Source organism: Streptomyces sp. NPDC050546 (genome assembly GCF_044457425.1).
GTDB lineage: Bacteria > Actinomycetota > Actinomycetes > Streptomycetales > Streptomycetaceae > Streptomyces.
Map to the genome: position 1 here is coordinate 32,725 of NZ_JBITGX010000016.1, position 18,732 is coordinate 51,456.

The following is an 18,732-nucleotide window of genomic DNA, read 5'->3' on the forward strand; positions in this document are numbered from 1 at the left end:
CGCACCCCCGACCGGCAATATGCGCGCCAAACGCCGGGCGGGGAGCCGCCGACCGAACGACAGCTCCCCGCCCCCAGGGCGTCACTCAGCCCTACGCGTCCTTGAACTCCTGCCGCTGCCGCCCAAGCCCCTCGATCTCCAGCTCGACCACATCCCCGGCCCTGAGATACGGCTTCGGCTCAGGCTCCCCCATGGCAACTCCCGCCGGCGTCCCCGTATTGATCACGTCGCCCGGGTACAGCGTCATGACCTGACTCAGGTACCGCACGACCTCCCCCACAGCGAAGATCTGCTCAGCCGTCGTCCCGTCCTGCTTCAACTCCCCGTTGACCCACAGCTTGAGGGACAGGCTCTGCGGATCCGGCACCTCGTCCGCCGTCACCAGCCACGGCCCCAGCGGATTGAACGTCTCGCAGTTCTTGCCCTTGTCCCAGGTCCCGCCCCGCTCGATCTGGAACTCCCGCTCGGACACGTCATGCGCCACCGCGTACCCGGCGACATGCGCGAGCCCTTCCTCCGCGGACTCCAGATACCTGGCCGTACGCCCGATGACGACGGCCAGTTCGACCTCCCAGTCGGTCTTCACGGACCCGCGCGGCACGAGCACCGTGTCGTGCGGCCCGACGACCGTGTCCGGCGCCTTCATGAAGACGACCGGCTCGGCGGGTGGCTCGGCTCCCGTCTCGCGCGCGTGGTCGTGGTAGTTCAGCCCGATGCAGACGATCTTGCCGATCCGGCCCAGCGGCGGTCCGATCCGCAGCCCGGTCGCGTCCAGGACGGGCAGCTCACCGGCGTCCACGGCGGCCCGCACCCGGCCGAGTGCGGCCTCGTCGGCGAGCAGCGCGCCGTCGATGTCCGCGACGACGCCCGACAGGTCCCGCAGGGTCCCCTCGGCGTCGAGCAGCGCGGGCCGCTCCGCCCCCGCCGTACCGACTCGCAGCAGCTTCATGATCACGTCTCCCTAGATCGAGGGCGCCCGCCGATGCGCGCGACCCGGATGCGGCGGGGACAGCGATCGGAGGACTGGTCGATCCTCCAAGCTGGCGGTCCACTCCGCAATACCCGGTTCACGTACTGGACCCCGGTCGCCTGGTCACCGGTACAGCACGGCCCGCTCGACGACACTCCACGTCGTACTGGTCACGACGTACAGCGCGGCGGCCAGCGGCACCACGGCCACGGTGACCAGCGTGAAGAAGGACATGAACGGCATCGCCTTGGTCACCACCCCGAGCCCCGGCACCGGCGCACCGTCACCGGCCGGCAGGGCCGGACTCGCGGCCATCATCCGCTTGCTCAGTCGGTAGCTGAACGCCGCGACACCGGCGACGATCACGAACAGCCCGGCGTACACGAGCCCGGCCCCGCTCAGCACACTCCCTGCCCCGAGCGCGTCCGTCCACCGCTCACCCAGCGGCGCGGCGAACAGCTCATGGCCGAGCAGTTCATTGGCCCGCCCGCCGATCGTGTCGCTGGAGAACAGGTGGTAGAGCAGAAAGAACGCGGGCACCTGGAGCAGCCCGGGCAGACAGCCGGCCAGCGGCGACACCTTCTCCTCGGCATGCAGCTCCAGCACGGCCTTCTGGAGCTTCTCGGGGTTCTTCCCGTGCTTCTTCCGCAGCTCGGCGATCTTCGGCTGGAGCGCGGTCCGGGCCTTCTGGCCGCGCGCTGCGGCCCGTGACAGGGGGTGGACGAGAAGTCGTACGAGCGCGGTGAACAGGACGATCGCGGCGGCGGCCGCGGAGGCGCCGAACAACGGCTGGAGCAGGTCGGCGAGGTGCTCGACCAGGTTGGCGAAGACGGACATGCGTGAGCCCTCCGGGGGTCTCGTCGTGCCGGAAGTCAGTGATGACGGCATGACGACCCGCGCGGGGTCGGTTACGTGCTTGTGCCCCTACGCGAAGGTCGCCCGGAGGGCGTGTCCGGGTGCCCGGGGCCGGGGGCGCCCCTTGGCGTCCGGGTCGCGTTGCGGCAGGAAGGCCGTACGGAGGTCCCGGTCGCGGATGGCCGTACGTACCCGGGTGCGTGGCACGGCGGGCGCGCAGCGCGAGGCGATGACGGCACAGACCGCGAGCGCGGCCGAGGCCGCGGCGGTCGCCGCGAACGCGACGGTGGCGGTGAGACTGCCGGCGTCCAGCAGCGCGAATTCCAGGACCAGGAAGAGCAGTACGAGAGCGGCACGCGGATTCACCCAACGGCGGATCATCGGCGGCGGCCCCTCCTCTCGTACATGTGTATGTCCTGCTCTTCGTTATACAGGATCACTCCTCCGCGTGCGTCCGAGACTTCGTACACGGGTTTGAGAAAGGTTCGCCATAACTCTCGACAACCCACCCGCCACACCCGATGCTTCTCGATGCCATCGACGGGGCAACCCGCGACGCCGGGCCGGGGGGTGACCGGCGCCTGCCCCGAATCCCCCTGAATTCCGCCGAGTTCCCCTACGGAGGAGCCGTGATACGACGCAGAACCCTGCTGTCCGCAGCAGGCGGTACGTTCCTCGGCAGCGCCCTGGCGACCGGCACCGCACACGCGGACGCCACCATCGCCGTCACCCCCTCGACCACATACGGCACCTGGGAAGGCTGGGGCACCTCCCTCGCCTGGTGGGCCAACGTCTTCGGCGCCCGGGACGACTTCGCGGACCTCTTCTTCACCACCAAGTCGGTGACGTACAACGGCCGTTCCCTCCCCGGCCTGGGCCTCAACATCGCCCGCTACAACCTCGGCGCGTGCAGCTGGAACAGCGTGGGCGGCGAGACGATGGTGAAGTCGCCGAACATCCCGGGCTTCAAACAGATCGAGGGCTTCTGGCAGGACTGGAACAACGAGGACCCCACTTCCTCGGCCTGGAAGTGGTCGGCGGACGCCAACCAGCGCGCGATGCTGGTGAAGGCGACGCAACGGGGCGCGATCACCGAGCTGTTCGCCAACTCGCCGATGTGGTGGATGTGCTCCAACCACAACCCCTCCGGCGCGGCGGGCGGCGGCAACAACCTCCAGACCTGGAACTACCGCCAGCACGCGTCGCACCTGGCGGCGACGGCGTTGTACGCACGCAACAACTGGGGCGTGAACTTCGCGACGGTCGACCCCTTCAACGAGCCGGCCTCCACCTGGTGGACCGCGACCGGCACCCAGGAGGGCTGCCACATGGACCCGGCCGTCCAGGCGGCCGTACTCCCGTACATGCGCAGCGAGTTGGACAAGCGAGGACTCGGCGGCATCCGCATCGCGGCCTCGGACGAAACGAACATCGACACGGCCCGCTCCACCTGGTCCTCCTTCGACTCCGCCACCAAGGCCCTGGTCTCACAAGTCAACGTGCACGGCTACCAGGGCTCGGGCGGCCGCCGCGACCTCCTCTACACGGACGTGGTGACGACGTCCCGCAAGAAGCTGTGGAACTCCGAGACGGGCGACAGCGACGGCACGGGCCTGACCCTGGCGTCGAACCTCTGCTACGACTTCCGCTGGCTGCACCCCACCGCCTGGTGCTACTGGCAGGTCATGGACCCGTCGACGGGCTGGGCGATGATCGCCTACGACGCGAACACACTCCAGCCGACCACCGTCCAGACCAAGCACTACGTGCTGGCCCAGTTCAGCCGCCACATCCGCCCCGGCATGACGATCCTGGACACGGGTGTCAGCTACGCGGTAGCGGCGTACGACGCGACATCCCGCCGCCTGGTGATCGTCGCGGTGAACACGGCCGCCTCCGCCCAGACCCTCACCTTCGACCTCTCCCGCTTCTCCACGGTGACGGGCGGCTCAGGCGGCCTGGTCCCCCGCTGGAACACGGTGACGACGGGCGGCGGCGACCTCTACACCCCCCGCTCGGACATCCGCTTGACCGGAAAATCCATAAGCGTCCCCTTCGCAGCGAAATCAGTCCAAACGCTCCAAGTGGACGGCGTGACGCTGTAGGTCGGCGGCGTACGGTACGGCGGCGGTTCGGGGCGATCCGTAAAGCCCGGGTGACGAGCACGGGGAAATCCGCGGGTACAGGTGTCTGGCCTGCACATCTCTCACGCTCGTCACCTCCCGGCAGTACGGTGTCCCCCATGCGCCCCGACACGCCTGCCGAAAACGTCGACCACACCGCCGAAGCGGCACGCCTGGAGCGGACCGCCGGCCTGTATCCCGAGGACGCCGAGGCCCTGCTGCTACGGGCCGCGGCCCATCTGGAACTCTCCGGCGACCGCCCCACCGCGTCCGCCCTCTACGACCGCCTGCTGTCCTCCACGGCCGACCTGGACAACCCCCACCTGGTGCGGGCGCTCAAGGCCTCCAACCTCTGGGAGTACGGCCACGAGGCCGAGGCCAGGGCGATCATCGAGGGCGTCCGGGCAGCCTCCCCCCAGGACCCGGCCCCCTGGGTCATCGTGGCCGAATCCCTCGAATCCCACGACGAACTGGAAGCGGCTCACGAGACGTTCACGGAGGCCGTGCACCACCTCTTGACGGGCGTGGCGGAGCCCCCGCAGCCGACCCACCCCCTCCTCTTCGGCCGCCACCGTGTCCGCCGCATGCTGGGCGAGTCCCACGACGAATGGGACGCCCTGGCGGACACGGTCCACTCCCTCCCGATCACCCTGGACGAACTCCACGACCCCAAGCGCGTCTGGTCCCTGGGCTCGGAGAACCCGGCGGAACTGGAAGCGGAGATCCTCCGCCTGAGAGCAGAACTCGGCGCCTACCGCGAAGCCCTCTCCCGCCCCTTCCCGGTGGCGATCCTCCACTGGCCGGCCACGGAACTCACGGAACTCCTGGAGGCGTACCCGACGCTGGAGTCGGAGTACCCGACCCACGAGACCCACCTCGCGACCATAGAGTCCGCCCTCCGGGAACTGGCCTCCTCCGGCACCCCGAACCTCGGCATCGTCACCGGCACGGTCCCCTCCTACGAGGCCTTCGCGGCCTCGGAACTCTCCTCCCCGACCGACGCGACCCTGCTCCCCCAGTACGCGACGACACTGGCGGCACGGGGCCGGGCGGTGGCTTGGCCTCCGCAGCAGGGGGCGGGGTGCTGGTGCGGCTCAGGCCGCTCGTACGGAGAGTGCCACGGCACCACGACCGCCTGAAGTCCCGGCAGTCCCTCACCACCCGAGCTGTGAGTCGCCCAGGACCTCGCTGCCGATGTGCGCGGCGAGCTTCTGGGCCCGGGCCAGGTCACCGTACTTGGTCACGTGCACGAAGACGGTGTGCTGCTCGGCCCACGGCCCCCACTGGGCGCGCTCCCCGTGGAACACGACCTGAACCCCGTCGTAGTTCACCGACCCGTAGTGACCCGCCTCCGGCTCATCCGGCCACACGCCCTGCCAGTCGATACGGGCCACGCCCTGGCCAAGAGCCGCCACGAAGCGTTCCTCCACACTCCCCCTGGGAGCATCCACCATCACGTCCAGTGGCAGGTGCGGCTCCAGCGCGGCGTCGTCCACCGCCGCGACATCGAGGTCGAACCGGAGGTCCTCACCCGCCGGACCGATCCGCGCCTCCGCGTACTCGAACTTCGCCTCAGGCAGGACCGCGGCCATCTGCCGCACGTCCGCGACCGTCCGCAGCTCGGCGAAGAACTCGACCTCGTCATCACACGACGCCAACAGCCCACACAGCCGCTTGGCCTGCGCGTACGCCAGGGCCGCGTCGGTGGTCCGCAGAACGGGATAGGCCTTGGAATTCCCCATACCCCAAACGCTCACACGCCCTGGCAGACCCCCGCCACCACATTTCCCGCACCCACTGCGGCAGCCCCCCGACCAGACCTCTCCTGCCCGGCGGTGGACGACGCCGCGCTGGAGCCGGCCGACCGGCGTGACGCACACCGAGATGCTGCCGCACCCCCGTCCCCGCAGAGCACCCGAACAGCCAACCCATGCCGCGACCGCCCCGTTGGCCCCCGCCTCCCCCGGGCCGCCCGCTCGCTTCTCTCCCGTGCTGGAGCGACCCGGGTCAAGGGTGGCCCGCAGGGCCATCGGCGCAGCCGACGCGGAACGCAGCGCAGCGGAGTGGAGCGCCCTTGATGCGGGGCGCGGAGGCACGACACTGACCAGGAAGCGGGCGGCCCGACCCGCACCTGGATCCGACGCCACCGCCAACGTCCCGCAACCAGCTCGGACTCAGTTCGCCCCAGGTTGCAAATGCCTATAAAGCTGGGCATCTAAGGAATATCCGTGGCCAAAGCTCTTGAAAAATAAGGGACTTATCGCCCCTGTTCCGCTCCCACCTCCCCCTATGTCCAACCTTTGCAGTACCGTCACACTCTCCGTTGTGTGTAAGGGGCTGCTACTTCGCGAGCAGGTCCTGACCTGTGCATTTGAGGAAGCATGCCCTACCAACCTGGCACCGACTGGCAGTACGACGTCCCCACAACCGGCAGCGCGCACTTGCCGCCCGACGCGGGGTACGGAAAGGCCCTGACCAACCAGGGCTACGGTTTCGAGGTCGCCGTCGCTGACCTCATCGACAATTCCATCGACGCCGGTGCCGACCAGATCGTCGTGCACTTTCTGCGTGATGCCGACCGGATCCTCACGCTGTTGATCATCGACAACGGCGTCGGCATGGACGATGAGGGACTGGATGCCGCGATGACGGTGGGACGCCGCCGTGACTACGGCGAGGATGCCCTCGGCATGTACGGCACAGGCCTCAAGGCCGCTTCTCTCTCCCATGCCTCATCACTCACTGTGGTCAGCCGCACTAGGCGCAGCCGAGCTGCAGGGCGGCGTCTTACCGCAGCGGGCATCGAGGACAGCTTCCGCTGCGACACCGTCGACCCGCTATACGCGCAGAATCTCGTAGACCGCTACGACGGCGTAATCGAGTGGCAGGGAACCATCGTGCGCTGGGATGGCGTGCGGGCCTTTGAGACAGTCGCACGCGGCCAGAGCGACCAATTCCTATCCAAGGCCATCTCCCGCCTTGAGACCCACCTTGGCCTTTACCTACACCGGTACCTACAGCGAGGTCTGAAACTCGACATAGCAGTGTGGGACGTGAGCAGCGGGGAGCCCGGCTTCGGCGAGGAAGTGGATCACATCGCCGTAGAAGCCCTGGATCCGTTCGGCTACAAGGTGCCGGGCAAGTCCGGATATCCCCGGGAATTCGTTGCCCCGGTGGAAAGCCTGGGAGACCTACGCCTCACCGCCCACATCTGGCCTGCCAAGTCCAAACAAGCGGGGTTTCGCCAGATCGGGTCCCTCATGGATAGGCAAGGCTTCTACTTCTACAGGAACGACCGCCTCGTGCAGGCAGGAGGATGGAACGGGTGGCGGAGCCCTGAGGGGCACCATGTTCTCGCCCGGATCGCTATCGACCTTCCGTCCCGCGAGAACAACGTCCTCAGCCTTGATGTGAAGAAGGAGAGCATCACCGTCACCTCAGCCTTCACGGACGGCCTCGACAAGGCCGCGGACTCCAGGGGGCATCTATTCCGGAGTTACCCGCTGGACGCCGAGACTGCTTACCGGGACGGTTCGAGGCGTAATGAGATCGTCCGCAAGCCTGTAACTCCCCCGGGCAAGGGACTGGATCCCAAAGTCAAGCGAGTCATCAAGGAAGAACTTCCTGAGAAACCGGACGAGGAACCGATCGCCTTCACCTGGGGCACGCTTCCCCCCAACCAGTTCTTCGACCTTGACCGTGAACATAATTCGGTCATCCTCAACAAGGCCTACCGGGAGGACTTCAACGACGGAAGGCGCGGCGGCGCGAACGACGCCCCAGTCACGAAGACCTTGCTATATCTGCTTCTTGAGGACTGTTTCGGCCTCGGGCGCTGGGAACGTAGTCGCCAAGACCGTCTGGACTACTGGAACACCATTCTCCTGGCTTCCGTGGATGCCCAGCGCACTCGGCGTTTGCAACAACTCTCCTGACACCAAAGCGCAGTAATCCACGTTTCACCCCATGCGGACTGAGGACTCCTTCACATGAGCGACATCCCAGCCAACGCGCTCCTCGACATTCACACCCACGCGCTGGCCGGCATGCGGAACATCCCACGGCACTTCGCGCGTTGGGCATCCGTCGCCGCCGACGAGGACTATCCGGACGCCGACCTGAGCGAGGAAGTGTTTCGCGCCTACCTCGTCAACGGTGACGAGGCACTCAGAGCTCTATGGAGCCGTCACCTCACCGCCTGGGACTTCGCCGAAGGTCCTCAGTGGGCGCTGGCGATACCTGCCCGCACCGATGCTCGGCGTACAGCGGTGTATGACCGGCTGCGGTTTGGTAATGACTTGCGGAAGGCGCTAGATGACGCCGTACCCGTGGCGAAGATCGCAGGTCCCACCGTGATCACGCGTGAGTTCATCCCCTGGTACACCCCTGACCGTGGTTCCGCCCGTTCCTTCTATTGGGCGTCGTACGAGCAGAAGCTCCGTGCCAAGGGATGGTCTGACGCCGCGATCGCAAGCCTCGATGAAGCAAGCCGGGCCGTTGTTGAACGCCTCACCGATCCAGAGCAGCCGAGGGCTCGGCAGGCAAAGGGCCTAGTCGTCGGATACGTGCAGTCGGGCAAGACAGCCAACTTCACTGGCGTCACCGCTAAGGCGATCGACGCCGGGTACCGCCTCGTCATCGTGCTGGGCGGGACACTCAACCTGCTGCGCGCTCAGACCCAGCGCCGCCTCGACATGGAGCTAATCGGGCAGGAGAACATCCTGCGCGGTGCGGATATCACGGACCTTGACTCCCTCGTAGGCGTGGACTACGTAGGCGACGATGACGCGGACTGGGACGAGTTCGTCCAGCACGGCGCGCGCCCATCTGTGCTCGGTGCGTTCGACATCGAGCGTCTGACTACTCGCGACAATGACTACAAAAGCCTGGCGCAAGGCATCAGGGCGCTTGAGTTTGAGAAGCGCGAACCGGCCCGCCCTCTGCATGATCCGGCGAACCTCCACCACGCAGCGGCCCGCGTCCTGGTGGTGAAGAAGAACAAGTCCGTTCTGACAAAGCTCGTCAAGGACCTGAAGCAGATTCACGGACTGCTGGGTGAGCTGCCTGCTCTGATCATTGACGACGAGTCCGACCAGGCTTCCGTGAACACGCTGGACCCCAAGAAGTGGGAGCAAGGCAACACTGAACGCACGGCCATCAACGGGTTGCTCTCCCAGCTGCTTAAGCTGCTTCCGCGCGCGCAGTACGTTGGGTACACGGCTACTCCCTTCGCCAACGTCTTCATTGACCCCGGTGACGACGAGGACATCTTCCCCAGCGATTTCCTGATCTCGCTTCCTCGTCCCTCCGGGTACATGGGCGCCCAGGACTTCCATGATTTGGATTCTGCGATCCCCCGGGATGAGCGCACGTACGCCAACTCTCAGGAGCAGGCACACATCCGGGACATCCAGGAGTCAACGGGTGACCGTCTCCAAGAGGCCATGGACGCCTTCGTCCTGTCTGGCGCCCTGAAGCTGTACCGGGCAGACCACGGTGTGGACGACGGCCCGTTCCGTCACCACACGATGCTCGCTCATCAGTCTGTCCGGAAGGACGATCACGCGGAACTCGCGTTGTGTATCAATTCCATGTGGCATCAGGCGGGTTACAGTTCGGCTGCTGGCCATGAACGTCTTGCTGCCCTGTGGGCTTCGGACTTCGCTCCAGTCAGCGAGGTGCGCGCATCAGACCTCCCAGTCCCTGCCTCCTACGGAGAACTACGCCCCTACGTCAATGCCGCGCGCCAGCGCATCGGCTCAGGAGGCAATCCAGTCATCGTCGTCAATGGGGACTCCGACCGCTACTTCGATCAGTTGAACCTTGACTTCGACCGGACCCCGCACGTCTGGAAGATCTTGGTCGGCGGAACGAAGCTCTCTCGCGGATTCACCGTAGAAGGCCTAACCATCACGTATTACCGGCGCACCACTCGGCAGGCGGACACGCTGATGCAGATGGGACGCTGGTTCGGCTTCCGTCCCGGCTACCGGGACCTGGTCCGGCTCTACATCGGAAGGGAGGAGCCCTTCGGCCGTAACAGGTATGCCGATCTGTATGAGGCCTACGAAGCGATCTGCCGCGACGAGGAAACATTCCGGGAACAGCTGGCGCAGTACGCCGTAGTGGTCGATGGACAGCCTCAGATAACACCCATGCAAGTGCCTCCCCTCGTGGCGCAGCACCTGCCCTGGATCAGGCCTTCGGCCCGAAACAAGATGTTCAACGCGGAACTCGTGGAGATCCGGTCGCCTGGCCGCCCCATTGAGCCTGCGTCATACCCGGGGAGTAGCGCGGCGCTTAAACGGAACACCGAGCGCTGGCGCCCCTTGCTGGACTCGCTCAGCGCAGTCCCGACTACGTTCAGCAATCCGCCAGATGCTTCCAGCTCTCTCACTCGTACCTTCGAGGCCCTGACCGGGACCGTCGCCCACAGCGACCTCGTCAGCGTGCTGTCTAAGATCGAATGGGAGCGGCCAGGACACTTCGATCCTCATCTGACCTACCTCAGCCAGCTCGACGGCGCGCTCGCCACGGTGGACGACTGGCTACTCATCTCCCCTCGCCTGGCCGCCAGCACGCGAGTGGAGGCCCGCGTGATTGGTTCGCTGCCGTTGTCCCTCGTCCGCCGAAGCCGACAAGCCGGGAAGACCTCCTTCGGCCGTATCGCCAGCGTCGAGCACCGCACAGCGGCCCAGCGCCTGATCGATGCGGCGCGCTCGTCGGCTGAGGATCGTCCTGGTGAGAGCATCGGGTCTAGGACAGGGGTGGCACTCCTGTACCCCGTCGTGGAGGGGGACAGCCACAGCGACGTGCAGGCGGTCGTGCGGAACGGCTCTGCCGACCCAGCGAAGATCGTAATGGCCTTCACCTTGATCCCGCCCGCCTCGGCCGTGAGCGCCGACCGTCGCCTGGTGCGCTTCCGTGCCAAGAACTCGCGATTCGCCTCTGAGGCAACGATTCCAGCGAGTTCGTCCTGAATTCCGCTCCCCTTCAACGTCATGGCCGCTGCCGCGGGGGCCAACCGCAGGCAAAGCCTTTCAGGACGGTCCGCAGAGGCATAGGAGGGCAAGTCTTGGTCCTTGCCCTCCGGGCAGTGCAGACGCCCAGAGCACCCTGACTCGGAACGGGCAGTGGGCGGGCGTCGCGCTGCCTTCTGGATGAAGCCCGTTTCCCCGGGCGCTGCCCCGAGGGAAAACGGCGGCGGCTACCTCCTACGAGGCGCCTCCGCACGGGACATGGTCGCGAGCTCGCGCTAGCTGTGTCCTTCTCGCTGAAGTGTCCGCCGCATTCGCGCCAATGCCGCCAGCCTGAACCCCTTGGTGATGATCCAACAGGCCGGCCATACTCCGAAGCATGGACGGCGACGCAAGCGACGGGCCGATAGCCCCAGACGGAACACCTTGGTGGGAGCTCACAGTCCAGCCAGGCACCCGGAACAGGCCGTTTGGTCAAGAACGGCGCCTGGCGGCCTGGCTCTGGTTCAACAAGGAAATGGGTGACATATTCACGATGAACGAGCTCCGCGATGCGCTGGGCTCTGACATCGTCGGCAAGTCCGAGCACCTCAATCGCCGTCTCCGCACCCTGCGCTCGGTGGGATGGCTCATCCCGTCGTACAAGGATGACGGCTCGCTGGGAACGGACGAGTATCGGCTTCAGGCAAAGGGGGCTCGGTACTGGCTCGACGCGGACCGTCAAGCTCACAAGCGATTTGCGCCGTCAGCGCGTGTACGGCGCGACGTCATGGATCGCGACGGCGGGCGCTGCGTTGTCTGCGGAGCTGCTGCCGGGGAATCGTACCCAGGTGAGCCCGACAGCAAGGCCCGGCTCACCATCGGGCATCGAGTGCCGCAGGAACGCCTGAGGACGCGGAGAGCGGCCGACGACATCGACAACTGGCGTACTGAGTGTGCGCGGTGCAACGAGCCAGTTCGAGACGAGATTCCCGATCCATGGCAATACGACGAGGTACTAGCACAGGCCCGGCGCCTAAGCCGAGGAAACAAGCAAACGCTACTCAGTTGGCTGCATCGAGCAGAACGTACTCGTTCAGAGCTTGACCGTATCTACGATCTAGCTCGGGTCCTCTCACACAAGGAGAGGGAGGATCTCATCGCCTACTTGCAGACCAGCTCCGGCAGCTCGAGTTAGGAGTCCTCCTCACGTGACAGCAGCACTTACGGCAGCCAGGAAGAACTTCCACGATGACCTTATCGAGAAGTACACCCTTTCCCTGTCCCCTGACGGCGTGGCCTCAAATGCTGACAGTAGCCAGAAGACTAGCGTCAGCATCGGGCTAAGCATCGCAAAGGATCTCTCCGCAGGGACTATTCCCAAGAAACTCACCGGGCAGCGAGTTGGAAAGCAGTTCGAAGAGGCTGTCGAGGGGTTCCTGTCAGGTACCTTTCCCCTGTTTCAGACACTCCGGCCAGGCGATTGGAGCATCGAGAACGTCGGCGGCTCCCGGGCCGAGTACCAGATTTCTAGGTACGAGCCCTACACACACCTAGCCGACCTGGCGAATGCAATTGAAAACGACAGGAATCTCGCCTCGGTACTCGGGAATTCTTACGAGATCAGCCCGGACATTCTAATTCTCCGAAAGCCTGAACCAGACGAGAACATCAATCGCGATTCTGATCTGGTGGACTCGGGGTCTGGACGATACGCCGTCATCAGGACGGTCAATCAGGAGCGCCCTATTGTCCACGCCATAGTTTCATGCAAGTGGACACTTCGCAGCGATCGCGCCCAAAATGCGCGCTCGGAGGCCCTTAACGTAATCCGGAACCGGAAGGGACGCACTCCACACATCGCCGTTGTCACCGGAGAACCCTCGCCCTCTCGGCTGGCATCGCTAGCGCTTGGCACAGGTGATATCGATACCGTGTATCACTTCGCCCTGCCGGAGCTAATCAAAGCGGTGCACGAAACGGATAACGACGAGGCAGTCAGCATGCTCAACACCCTCGTTACCGGTAAACGTCTGCGCGACATCAGTGACCTGCCACTCGATCTGGCGATTTAGCGGCAGGCCACACTGGCCGACACGACGCGGCTAGCTGATACGGGAACGCAGCTCAGCGAAGCGTGCGTGCCTGTCGTGGTCTTCCTGGCCTGTGAACCCCTTGAAGCCCGTGAGCCGGTACGCACGACCTCCGAGCTGATCATCCTCGTCGATCACGAAGTCCCGCGCTAGCAGGGCCATCCGACGCTCGAAGGCCAAGGAATCCATCTTCTCACCAGCGAGCCGCACAAGTTCTTTCTCTGTCAACGCAGTTGAGGCATTCTTCAAGGCCAAGTAGAGCCCGTCGTGCATGACTTCGTGCTCTACTTCGGCCAGCTGCTTTGGTTCACCCTTCCGGTTTAGCGCGTTGGCGATGGCGGTGCCAATCGCACGCGCCACGGGCGGCGGGAATGCGTTGCCGATTTGGCGATACCTGGTCGTCTTGCGTCCGGTGAACTCCCACTCGTAGTCCCGCTCCTCGCCCCACCCTTGGATGCGAGCCACCATCTCTGTGGTGAGCTTCGGCAGAAAATCCACTGGAGTCGATCCATCCGGTGGCGAGTCGGCAACTCCCATTGCGTCTACGCCGAGGTTGCGCCAGGCCGCTTTCGCGCGAGTTGGCCCAAGGTCCGCGCCACCGTGCTTCTTTGAACCGCCCACAATGGTGGGGGCGATGTCGTTCGCTTTCTTCGCCCAAGCTTCGGCCCCCAGCCAGCCCTTAGCGGCCATCATGCCCTGCAGCGCCATTCCGACGGTTACTGCGGTGGGCTTTTCTTCAGGCCATTCGAACCATTGGGCATATTCGTGACGCATGGCAACGAGGACGAAACGCGGTCGCAACTGAGGGACACCGTAGTTATTTGCATGCAGGAGTTTCCAGTCGGACCAGTAGCCCAGGTCTCTCAGACGATCTTTCACATGCTGACGGTAGGCAGAGAAGCGAGGCATTGAGAGGCCGCGCACGTTCTCAAGAAGGAGCGCCCGAGGCTTCATCTTGCCAGCCAGTTCAACGGCCCATGCGAAAAGATCACGCTCATCGGTTGCACCGAGCTGCTTACCGGCAATCGAGAACGGAGGACATGGCACCCCTCCCGCAAGAAGGTCAATATCTACGTATTTGCCTGGTTTCCAGAGGTCCTCGTCGGCGACGTCACCGTGCACCACCTTCCAGTCGCGGTTCGCTCGAAGGGTGTTGACGGCGTTCTCGTCGAGCTCGACGGCGACGGCGTGATCGAAACCTGCCAGCTCAAGGCCGAGCGACTGGCCCCCAGCGCCCGCGCAGATCTCCACGGCGGACAGATCAGCCACGCTCATACCTCCATGTCTGTGTTGCACAGGTCTACCATCCTGACCCATCAAACACTGTGGGTCTGACACTAGGGCTACGGTGGACACGATGACCTCTAGCCCTGATCCAGCATCGCCGACACCGCCGACGCCTGGTCGCTCACGCAACATGGCGGCGATCAAGCGGCGGGACACCAAGCCCGAGCGGACCATCCGGTCGTTGCTCCACGCTGCAGGGAAGCGGTACCGCGTTGATTACCGTCTGCAGTTGGAGGGCGCGCGCCCGCGGCCGGATATTGCCTTTACACGCGCGCGAGTAGCCGTATTTGTCGACGGCTGTTTCTGGCACTGCTGCCCCGAGCATGGCCGGCAGCCCGGTGTAAATGGTGGCTACTGGGGGCCGAAGCTGGAGCGCAATGTGGCCAGGGACAGGGCCGCCGACGTAGCTCTCGCAGCGGCAGGCTGGTCTGTCGTCCGTGTATGGGAGCACGAGGACCCAGACGTGGCGGCAGCACGGATCATCGCTGTTCTCGACGCCGCAGCCCTCGACAATCGGGGTTCACGAACTAACTGAAGTCAGACTCCGCGGCCCCTTGCCGTGGGCTATTGCTAGCGCCCCCTATGGCTCTGTCAGGCAGCTGCCGATACAGCCTCATAATGCATTTGAGCGCGGTCAAGGATGTCGTCGGGATCATGGCCGCGGGCAGTGGTCCAGTGGAGCAGATCAGCGATCAACTCGACCGCCGACTCCACAAGGCTCACCTCTCGCCCTCGTCCGTGTAGGCCAAGCACGCACGCATCCCTCTCATAGTTCTCGAGCGCCAGCACAGCCCGCTCGACTCTTCGGCACTTATGCCCGTCCGCAAGCGGAATCTCGCACCAGACCGCCTTGCCCGCCGCAGTCAGCACTGTGCCCCAGTCCACAGCCGTGGCCGCGAGCAGACGCAGGCCACGACCGGACTCATCACCGCATGTGGCGGTCCTGACGACGGGCAGGACGGGACTCTGGTCGTGGACTTCGAGGCGGAGTCGCTCGCCCCTCCTCTCAAGGATTAGGGCTGCTGACCCTCCTGCACCAACGTGCTTCACAACATTGGTGGCCAGCTCCGTCACGAGGAGTTCGGTTTCATCAGCGGCGATGAGCACGTCCCAGCGCGTGAGCTGCCGAACGACTGCTCTCCTCAGAAGGCGCACCTCCGCCGGCGCTGCCGCGAAGGGCAGAACGCAGCGGGGGTGAGGCTCCGTGGCTTCGCAACCGGACATGACCACTTCTCCCTCCCTTGGCCACGCGGCGCCGAGTTCATGCCGTATCTGTACGACTGCGCTGCGTAGCGACTGAGAAGAGCATGGCACAGAGAAATCTCACTGTGTAACTTCTCATGAGAACCTATCGGGTGAATCTAGTGGTGAGCCCGGTTCACCGCTACCTAGCCTGATGGCGTCCTCCGGGCTGCGGCCCGGTACATGGCGAAGGAGCCGCATGCCCGATCGGAGCACGACACGACGCCGCCAGCTGGGCGCCACCATGCGCAAGTTGCGCTCCCGCACGGGAATGACACTTGAGGAAGCCGGGCACTTGGTCGGCGTTTCGAAAGCGACCGTCAGCAGGTACGAGACCACGGCCGGACCGGTCAAGTGGATCGTCATCGACGCGCTGTGTCGTGAGTACGGAGCAACTGACGCCGAGCGGCGAGCAGTTGTCAACCTCGCCAAGAACGCCAGAGAGCAGGGCTGGTGGAACTCCTTCGCCGATTCCATCCCAGAGAGCATGAACCTGCTGCTCACCCTTGAGGACGAAGCAGTTCGTGAGAACCACTTCTGCTGCGCCTATGTCCCTGGGCTTCTGCAGACGCGCGACTACAGCACGGCGCTCCAGAAGGCCAACGAGGTGCCCTTGGAACCGGCGGAGGTCGAGCGCCTCGTCGACATCCGCATGAAGCGGCAGGAGATCCTGACCCGTCACAAGCCGTTGCACCTGTGGGCAATCCTCGACGAGTCGGTGATCCGCCGCATCGTGGGGTCGCCGTCGGTTATGAAGGCGCAGCTCGACCGGCTTCTCGAAGCCAACGAGTCCCCTCATGTCACACTCCAGGTGCTGCCGTTCTCCAAGGGCGCGCACGCCGCAGCGCTCGGGAGCTTCGTCATCATCGGCGGTCCTGAACCGGCCCTTGATGTGGTGTACGTCGACTTCCACACGGGCTCGCTCTTCCTGGAGAAGGAAGCGGAACTGTACCGATACAGACTTGCGTTCGAGTACCTGCGCGCACAAGCGTTGGACATGGAGGCTTCCTCCACCCTGATCCATCGCGCCCGCAAGGAGCTCTGAAATGTCCCTTGGCCCGCAGATCGCCCCCGAGCTCAGGTGGTTCAAGTCGTCATACAGCGGCGGCAACACCACCGAGTGCTTGGAGTGCGCATACAGCCCCCATGGCACGCTCATACGCGACTCCAAGCGACCGGATGGGCCCGTCGCGCGAACTGGCGCCCATGCATGGCGTCGCTTCGTGGATGCGATCTGCCACGGCAGCCTGAGTCTGCCTGGGGACTCCGGCGGCTCCCGGTAAGCGGTTCTGCGCGCAAGTTCACGCAAGTTCCTGGCCGCAGCTCGTCCTTGGGCGAAAGATCGGACACACGGCAGTCCGAGAGGAGCAGACATGGCACTCATCAAGCTGGGTCAGGACCCGGAGAGTCCCGACGGGAAGTCGCCCACTGTGTACCTGGATGACCAGACCGGCAACTACATCCTCCAGGGTTGGAAGATCACCGACGCTGAACGGCTGGCTCAGATGGACATCCCCGGGCATGAGACGGTGATCGAGTTCCCTAGGCGCATGATGCAGTTCTTCCCGGAGGTGAGCGGTGGGGGCGGCACCGACGCTTGAGCAACGGTTGCGGAGCTGCCGGAGCTCGGCTGTGCATTTGGAGATGCGCGATGGCTATATGCGCTCCGATCCCCGGTTCGTCGCATGGCAGCGGGGCGTTCGCAACGCACCCGAGGACAACGACCCGGTCCTGCGGCCCTGGCTCGCCCTGACGTCCGAGCTGGTGGGCAGGGGCATCGAAATTCGCCGTGCCCGCATCGTCTCCGAGCCCGTGAGCGACTACATCGAGTTCGAGCACCATGTGACCGCCGCCAATGTCGCAGCGGGCGAGCAGGTCCGTTGGCTGCCGCGGCGCCGGGCATCGGACGTCGCTCTGCCCGGCAATGACTTCTGGCTGCTGGACGGCAGCGTCGTCGTGTTTCACCACTTCGGCGGAGACGGTGAGCTCGCGCCTGAGGACGAGACGTGCACGGATGACCCGGCAACCGTGAAGCTGTGCGGCTCCGCGTTCGAGGCAGTGTGGGAGCGGGGCACACCGCATGAGCAATACCAGCCGCCCCACCGCCAGACCTGACGGAGATTTCATCCGTTGCCCTCATCGTCCAGTGTTGCCGAGGCCAGGCGAGCGCTCGGCCGGCGCCTGCGTGAGATCCGGAAGGACTCGGGTCTCACCGCACGGGCGCTGGCGGGCCTCGCGGGCTGGCATGAGTCCAAGTGCTCTCGCATCGAGCACGGACGAACACCACCTTCGGACGCGGACATTCGGGCATGGACACTGCACTGCCGAGCTCAGGAGCAGACAGCGGATCTCCTCGCCACTGCGCGTGCCGTGGAGGGGATGTACGTCGAGTGGCGCCGCATGGAGCGTGCCGGACTGAAGCAGGTGCAGGAGTCGGTCGCCCCGCTGTTCCAGCGCACCCGACGGTTTCGCATGTACCAGTCCTGGGTCGTGCCCGGCCTCCTCCAGACCCCCGCTTACACCGAGGCCGTACTGAGGACGATCACCGCCTTGCGTGACGTACCAGACGACATCGACGCAGCTGTGGCCGTGCGCATGGAGCGACAGCGGGTGCTTCACACCGGTGATCACCGGTTCGCGGTGCTGGTCGAGGAGTGGGTGCTGCGGACCGTCATCGGCGATGCCGAAGTCGTGGCCGGCCAATTGGGCCATCTGATCGCCATGGCTTCGCTGCCGTCGGTGTCGCTGGGCATCATTCCGACGGGTGTGCCGCGTGGGACGGGCTGGCCCGTCGAGGCATTCACGATGTACGACGACGCGCAGGTCAACGTGGAGCTCGTCTCCGCACACCTGACCATCACTCAACCCACTGAGATTGCCATGTACGCGCAGACCTTCGCCGAGTTGGCAGAGCTGGCCGTCTACGGTGCTGCGGCACGGTCCCTGATCACAGCGGCGATCGACTCTCTTGAGTGACTGCGCGCAAGTTCGCGCACATTCGTAGAGGCAGGTTCTGTCCCGTTCGTAGCGTGATTCCCAGTTGCCCTCGTATTTCCTCACAGGGAGTCCGCCATGGTTCAGGAGCAGTCAACTCAGTCCAGCGACGGCCTGCTCGTCGCCCGCAGCAAGGTGATGGCCGCCAGGGCCCGGTCCGAGCAGCCGTCCGACGGCGGATCGACCGGTGTCAGCGACACCAACGACTGACA

The 18,732-nt window shown here is 65.1% G+C and carries 19 protein-coding genes; 13 read left to right on the forward strand and 6 right to left on the reverse strand.

Annotation, left to right across the window (positions count from 1 at the left end; all coding sequences use genetic code 11):
* Positions 1-91: 91 nt before the first annotated feature.
* The 3 genes from ACIBK5_RS33000 to ACIBK5_RS33010 form a co-directional block, all read right to left on the reverse strand.
* Positions 92-949, reverse strand: a complete 858-nt coding sequence (locus ACIBK5_RS33000; RefSeq protein WP_399025364.1) for a fumarylacetoacetate hydrolase family protein — start codon at positions 947-949, stop codon at positions 92-94.
* Positions 950-1,093: 144 nt separating this feature from the next.
* Positions 1,094-1,807 carry a YidC/Oxa1 family membrane protein insertase gene (locus ACIBK5_RS33005; protein ID WP_399025366.1) on the reverse strand — a complete coding sequence of 238 codons (714 nt, stop codon included), beginning with the start codon at positions 1,805-1,807 and terminating at the stop codon, positions 1,094-1,096.
* Between the two features lie 87 nt (positions 1,808-1,894).
* Complete coding sequence (locus tag ACIBK5_RS33010) at positions 1,895-2,206, reverse strand: DUF6412 domain-containing protein (RefSeq protein WP_399025368.1); 312 nt, start codon at positions 2,204-2,206, stop codon at positions 1,895-1,897.
* 248 nt (positions 2,207-2,454) lie between these two features.
* Here ACIBK5_RS33010 and ACIBK5_RS33015 point away from each other — a divergent pair, with 248 nt between their 5' ends.
* Together ACIBK5_RS33015 and ACIBK5_RS33020 are read left to right on the forward strand one after the other, a co-directional pair.
* Positions 2,455-3,930: a beta-1,6-galactanase gene (locus ACIBK5_RS33015; protein ID WP_399025369.1), complete on the forward strand. Its 1,476-nt coding sequence runs from the start codon at positions 2,455-2,457 to the stop codon at positions 3,928-3,930.
* Between the two features lie 137 nt (positions 3,931-4,067).
* On the forward strand, positions 4,068-5,087 hold the full coding sequence (locus tag ACIBK5_RS33020; protein ID WP_399025371.1) for an SEC-C metal-binding domain-containing protein: 1,020 nt from the start codon (positions 4,068-4,070) through the stop codon (positions 5,085-5,087).
* A 15-nt stretch (positions 5,088-5,102) separates the two neighbouring features.
* Here ACIBK5_RS33020 and ACIBK5_RS33025 read toward each other — a convergent pair whose 3' ends face one another.
* Positions 5,103-5,690: a hypothetical protein gene (locus ACIBK5_RS33025; RefSeq protein WP_399025373.1), complete on the reverse strand. Its 588-nt coding sequence runs from the start codon at positions 5,688-5,690 to the stop codon at positions 5,103-5,105.
* A gap of 639 nt (positions 5,691-6,329) precedes the next feature.
* Between ACIBK5_RS33025 and ACIBK5_RS33030 the strand changes: the two genes are divergently transcribed.
* The 4 genes from ACIBK5_RS33030 (at position 6,330) to ACIBK5_RS33045 (ending at position 12,979) form a co-directional block, all read left to right on the forward strand.
* Positions 6,330-7,883, forward strand: coding sequence for an ATP-binding protein (locus tag ACIBK5_RS33030; RefSeq protein ID WP_399025375.1), 1,554 nt, complete (start codon positions 6,330-6,332; stop codon positions 7,881-7,883).
* Between the two features lie 54 nt (positions 7,884-7,937).
* Positions 7,938-10,928 carry a Z1 domain-containing protein gene (locus tag ACIBK5_RS33035; protein WP_399025377.1) on the forward strand — a complete coding sequence of 997 codons (2,991 nt, stop codon included), beginning with the start codon at positions 7,938-7,940 and terminating at the stop codon, positions 10,926-10,928.
* Between the two features lie 376 nt (positions 10,929-11,304).
* The gene (locus ACIBK5_RS33040) at positions 11,305-12,102 is read left to right on the forward strand and encodes an HNH endonuclease (protein ID WP_399025378.1); all 798 of its coding nucleotides are present in this window, start codon (positions 11,305-11,307) and stop codon (positions 12,100-12,102) included.
* A 13-nt stretch (positions 12,103-12,115) separates the two neighbouring features.
* Positions 12,116-12,979, forward strand: coding sequence for an NgoMIV family type II restriction endonuclease (locus tag ACIBK5_RS33045; protein ID WP_399025380.1), 864 nt, complete (start codon positions 12,116-12,118; stop codon positions 12,977-12,979).
* 30 nt (positions 12,980-13,009) lie between these two features.
* Here the strand turns inward: ACIBK5_RS33045 and ACIBK5_RS33050 are convergent, their stop codons facing one another.
* Complete coding sequence (locus tag ACIBK5_RS33050; protein ID WP_399025382.1) at positions 13,010-14,272, reverse strand: DNA cytosine methyltransferase; 1,263 nt, start codon at positions 14,270-14,272, stop codon at positions 13,010-13,012.
* An 82-nt stretch (positions 14,273-14,354) separates the two neighbouring features.
* Here ACIBK5_RS33050 and ACIBK5_RS33055 point away from each other — a divergent pair, with 82 nt between their 5' ends.
* Positions 14,355-14,819 (forward strand): very short patch repair endonuclease, encoded by a 465-nt coding sequence (locus ACIBK5_RS33055; RefSeq protein ID WP_399025385.1) that lies wholly within the window; start codon positions 14,355-14,357, stop codon positions 14,817-14,819.
* Positions 14,820-14,875: 56 nt separating this feature from the next.
* Here the strand turns inward: ACIBK5_RS33055 and ACIBK5_RS33060 are convergent, their stop codons facing one another.
* Positions 14,876-15,508: an ATP-binding protein gene (locus ACIBK5_RS33060; RefSeq protein ID WP_399025386.1), complete on the reverse strand. Its 633-nt coding sequence runs from the start codon at positions 15,506-15,508 to the stop codon at positions 14,876-14,878.
* A 217-nt stretch (positions 15,509-15,725) separates the two neighbouring features.
* On the opposite strand from ACIBK5_RS33060, the gene ACIBK5_RS33065 reads away from it, so the two are divergent.
* The 6 genes from ACIBK5_RS33065 (at position 15,726) to ACIBK5_RS33090 (ending at position 18,730) form a co-directional block, all read left to right on the forward strand.
* Positions 15,726-16,571, forward strand: a complete 846-nt coding sequence (locus ACIBK5_RS33065) for a helix-turn-helix domain-containing protein (protein WP_399025388.1) — start codon at positions 15,726-15,728, stop codon at positions 16,569-16,571.
* 1 nt (position 16,572) lies between these two features.
* Positions 16,573-16,809 (forward strand): DUF397 domain-containing protein, encoded by a 237-nt coding sequence (locus ACIBK5_RS33070; RefSeq protein WP_399025389.1) that lies wholly within the window; start codon positions 16,573-16,575, stop codon positions 16,807-16,809.
* Between the two features lie 90 nt (positions 16,810-16,899).
* Positions 16,900-17,127, forward strand: a complete 228-nt coding sequence (locus tag ACIBK5_RS33075) for a hypothetical protein (protein WP_399025391.1) — start codon at positions 16,900-16,902, stop codon at positions 17,125-17,127.
* A gap of 43 nt (positions 17,128-17,170) precedes the next feature.
* Positions 17,171-17,641 carry a DUF6879 family protein gene (locus tag ACIBK5_RS33080; RefSeq protein ID WP_399025629.1) on the forward strand — a complete coding sequence of 157 codons (471 nt, stop codon included), beginning with the start codon at positions 17,171-17,173 and terminating at the stop codon, positions 17,639-17,641.
* 15 nt (positions 17,642-17,656) lie between these two features.
* Complete coding sequence (locus tag ACIBK5_RS33085; RefSeq protein ID WP_399025393.1) at positions 17,657-18,502, forward strand: helix-turn-helix domain-containing protein; 846 nt, start codon at positions 17,657-17,659, stop codon at positions 18,500-18,502.
* 96 nt (positions 18,503-18,598) lie between these two features.
* Complete coding sequence (locus tag ACIBK5_RS33090; RefSeq protein WP_399025395.1) at positions 18,599-18,730, forward strand: hypothetical protein; 132 nt, start codon at positions 18,599-18,601, stop codon at positions 18,728-18,730.
* Positions 18,731-18,732 lie beyond the last annotated feature (2 nt).

Excerpts from the sequence above, each read along its gene's own strand:
- ACIBK5_RS33000 (WP_399025364.1), bottom strand. The coding sequence starts at position 949 with ATGAAGCTGCTGCGAGTCGGTACGGCGGGGGCGGAGCGGCCCGCGCTG.
- ACIBK5_RS33005 (WP_399025366.1), bottom strand. The coding sequence starts at position 1,807 with ATGTCCGTCTTCGCCAACCTGGTCGAGCACCTCGCCGACCTGCTCCAG.
- ACIBK5_RS33010 (WP_399025368.1), bottom strand. The coding sequence starts at position 2,206 with ATGATCCGCCGTTGGGTGAATCCGCGTGCCGCTCTCGTACTGCTCTTC.
- ACIBK5_RS33020 (WP_399025371.1), top strand. The coding sequence starts at position 4,068 with ATGCGCCCCGACACGCCTGCCGAAAACGTCGACCACACCGCCGAAGCG.
- ACIBK5_RS33025 (WP_399025373.1), bottom strand. The coding sequence starts at position 5,690 with ATGGGGAATTCCAAGGCCTATCCCGTTCTGCGGACCACCGACGCGGCC.
- ACIBK5_RS33030 (WP_399025375.1), top strand. The coding sequence starts at position 6,330 with ATGCCCTACCAACCTGGCACCGACTGGCAGTACGACGTCCCCACAACC.
- ACIBK5_RS33035 (WP_399025377.1), top strand. The coding sequence starts at position 7,938 with ATGAGCGACATCCCAGCCAACGCGCTCCTCGACATTCACACCCACGCG.
- ACIBK5_RS33040 (WP_399025378.1), top strand. The coding sequence starts at position 11,305 with ATGGACGGCGACGCAAGCGACGGGCCGATAGCCCCAGACGGAACACCT.
- ACIBK5_RS33050 (WP_399025382.1), bottom strand. The coding sequence starts at position 14,272 with ATGAGCGTGGCTGATCTGTCCGCCGTGGAGATCTGCGCGGGCGCTGGG.
- ACIBK5_RS33055 (WP_399025385.1), top strand. The coding sequence starts at position 14,355 with ATGACCTCTAGCCCTGATCCAGCATCGCCGACACCGCCGACGCCTGGT.
- ACIBK5_RS33060 (WP_399025386.1), bottom strand. The coding sequence starts at position 15,508 with ATGTCCGGTTGCGAAGCCACGGAGCCTCACCCCCGCTGCGTTCTGCCC.
- ACIBK5_RS33065 (WP_399025388.1), top strand. The coding sequence starts at position 15,726 with ATGCCCGATCGGAGCACGACACGACGCCGCCAGCTGGGCGCCACCATG.
- ACIBK5_RS33070 (WP_399025389.1), top strand. The coding sequence starts at position 16,573 with ATGTCCCTTGGCCCGCAGATCGCCCCCGAGCTCAGGTGGTTCAAGTCG.
- ACIBK5_RS33075 (WP_399025391.1), top strand. The coding sequence starts at position 16,900 with ATGGCACTCATCAAGCTGGGTCAGGACCCGGAGAGTCCCGACGGGAAG.
- ACIBK5_RS33080 (WP_399025629.1), top strand. The coding sequence starts at position 17,171 with ATGCGCGATGGCTATATGCGCTCCGATCCCCGGTTCGTCGCATGGCAG.
- ACIBK5_RS33090 (WP_399025395.1), top strand. The coding sequence starts at position 18,599 with ATGGTTCAGGAGCAGTCAACTCAGTCCAGCGACGGCCTGCTCGTCGCC.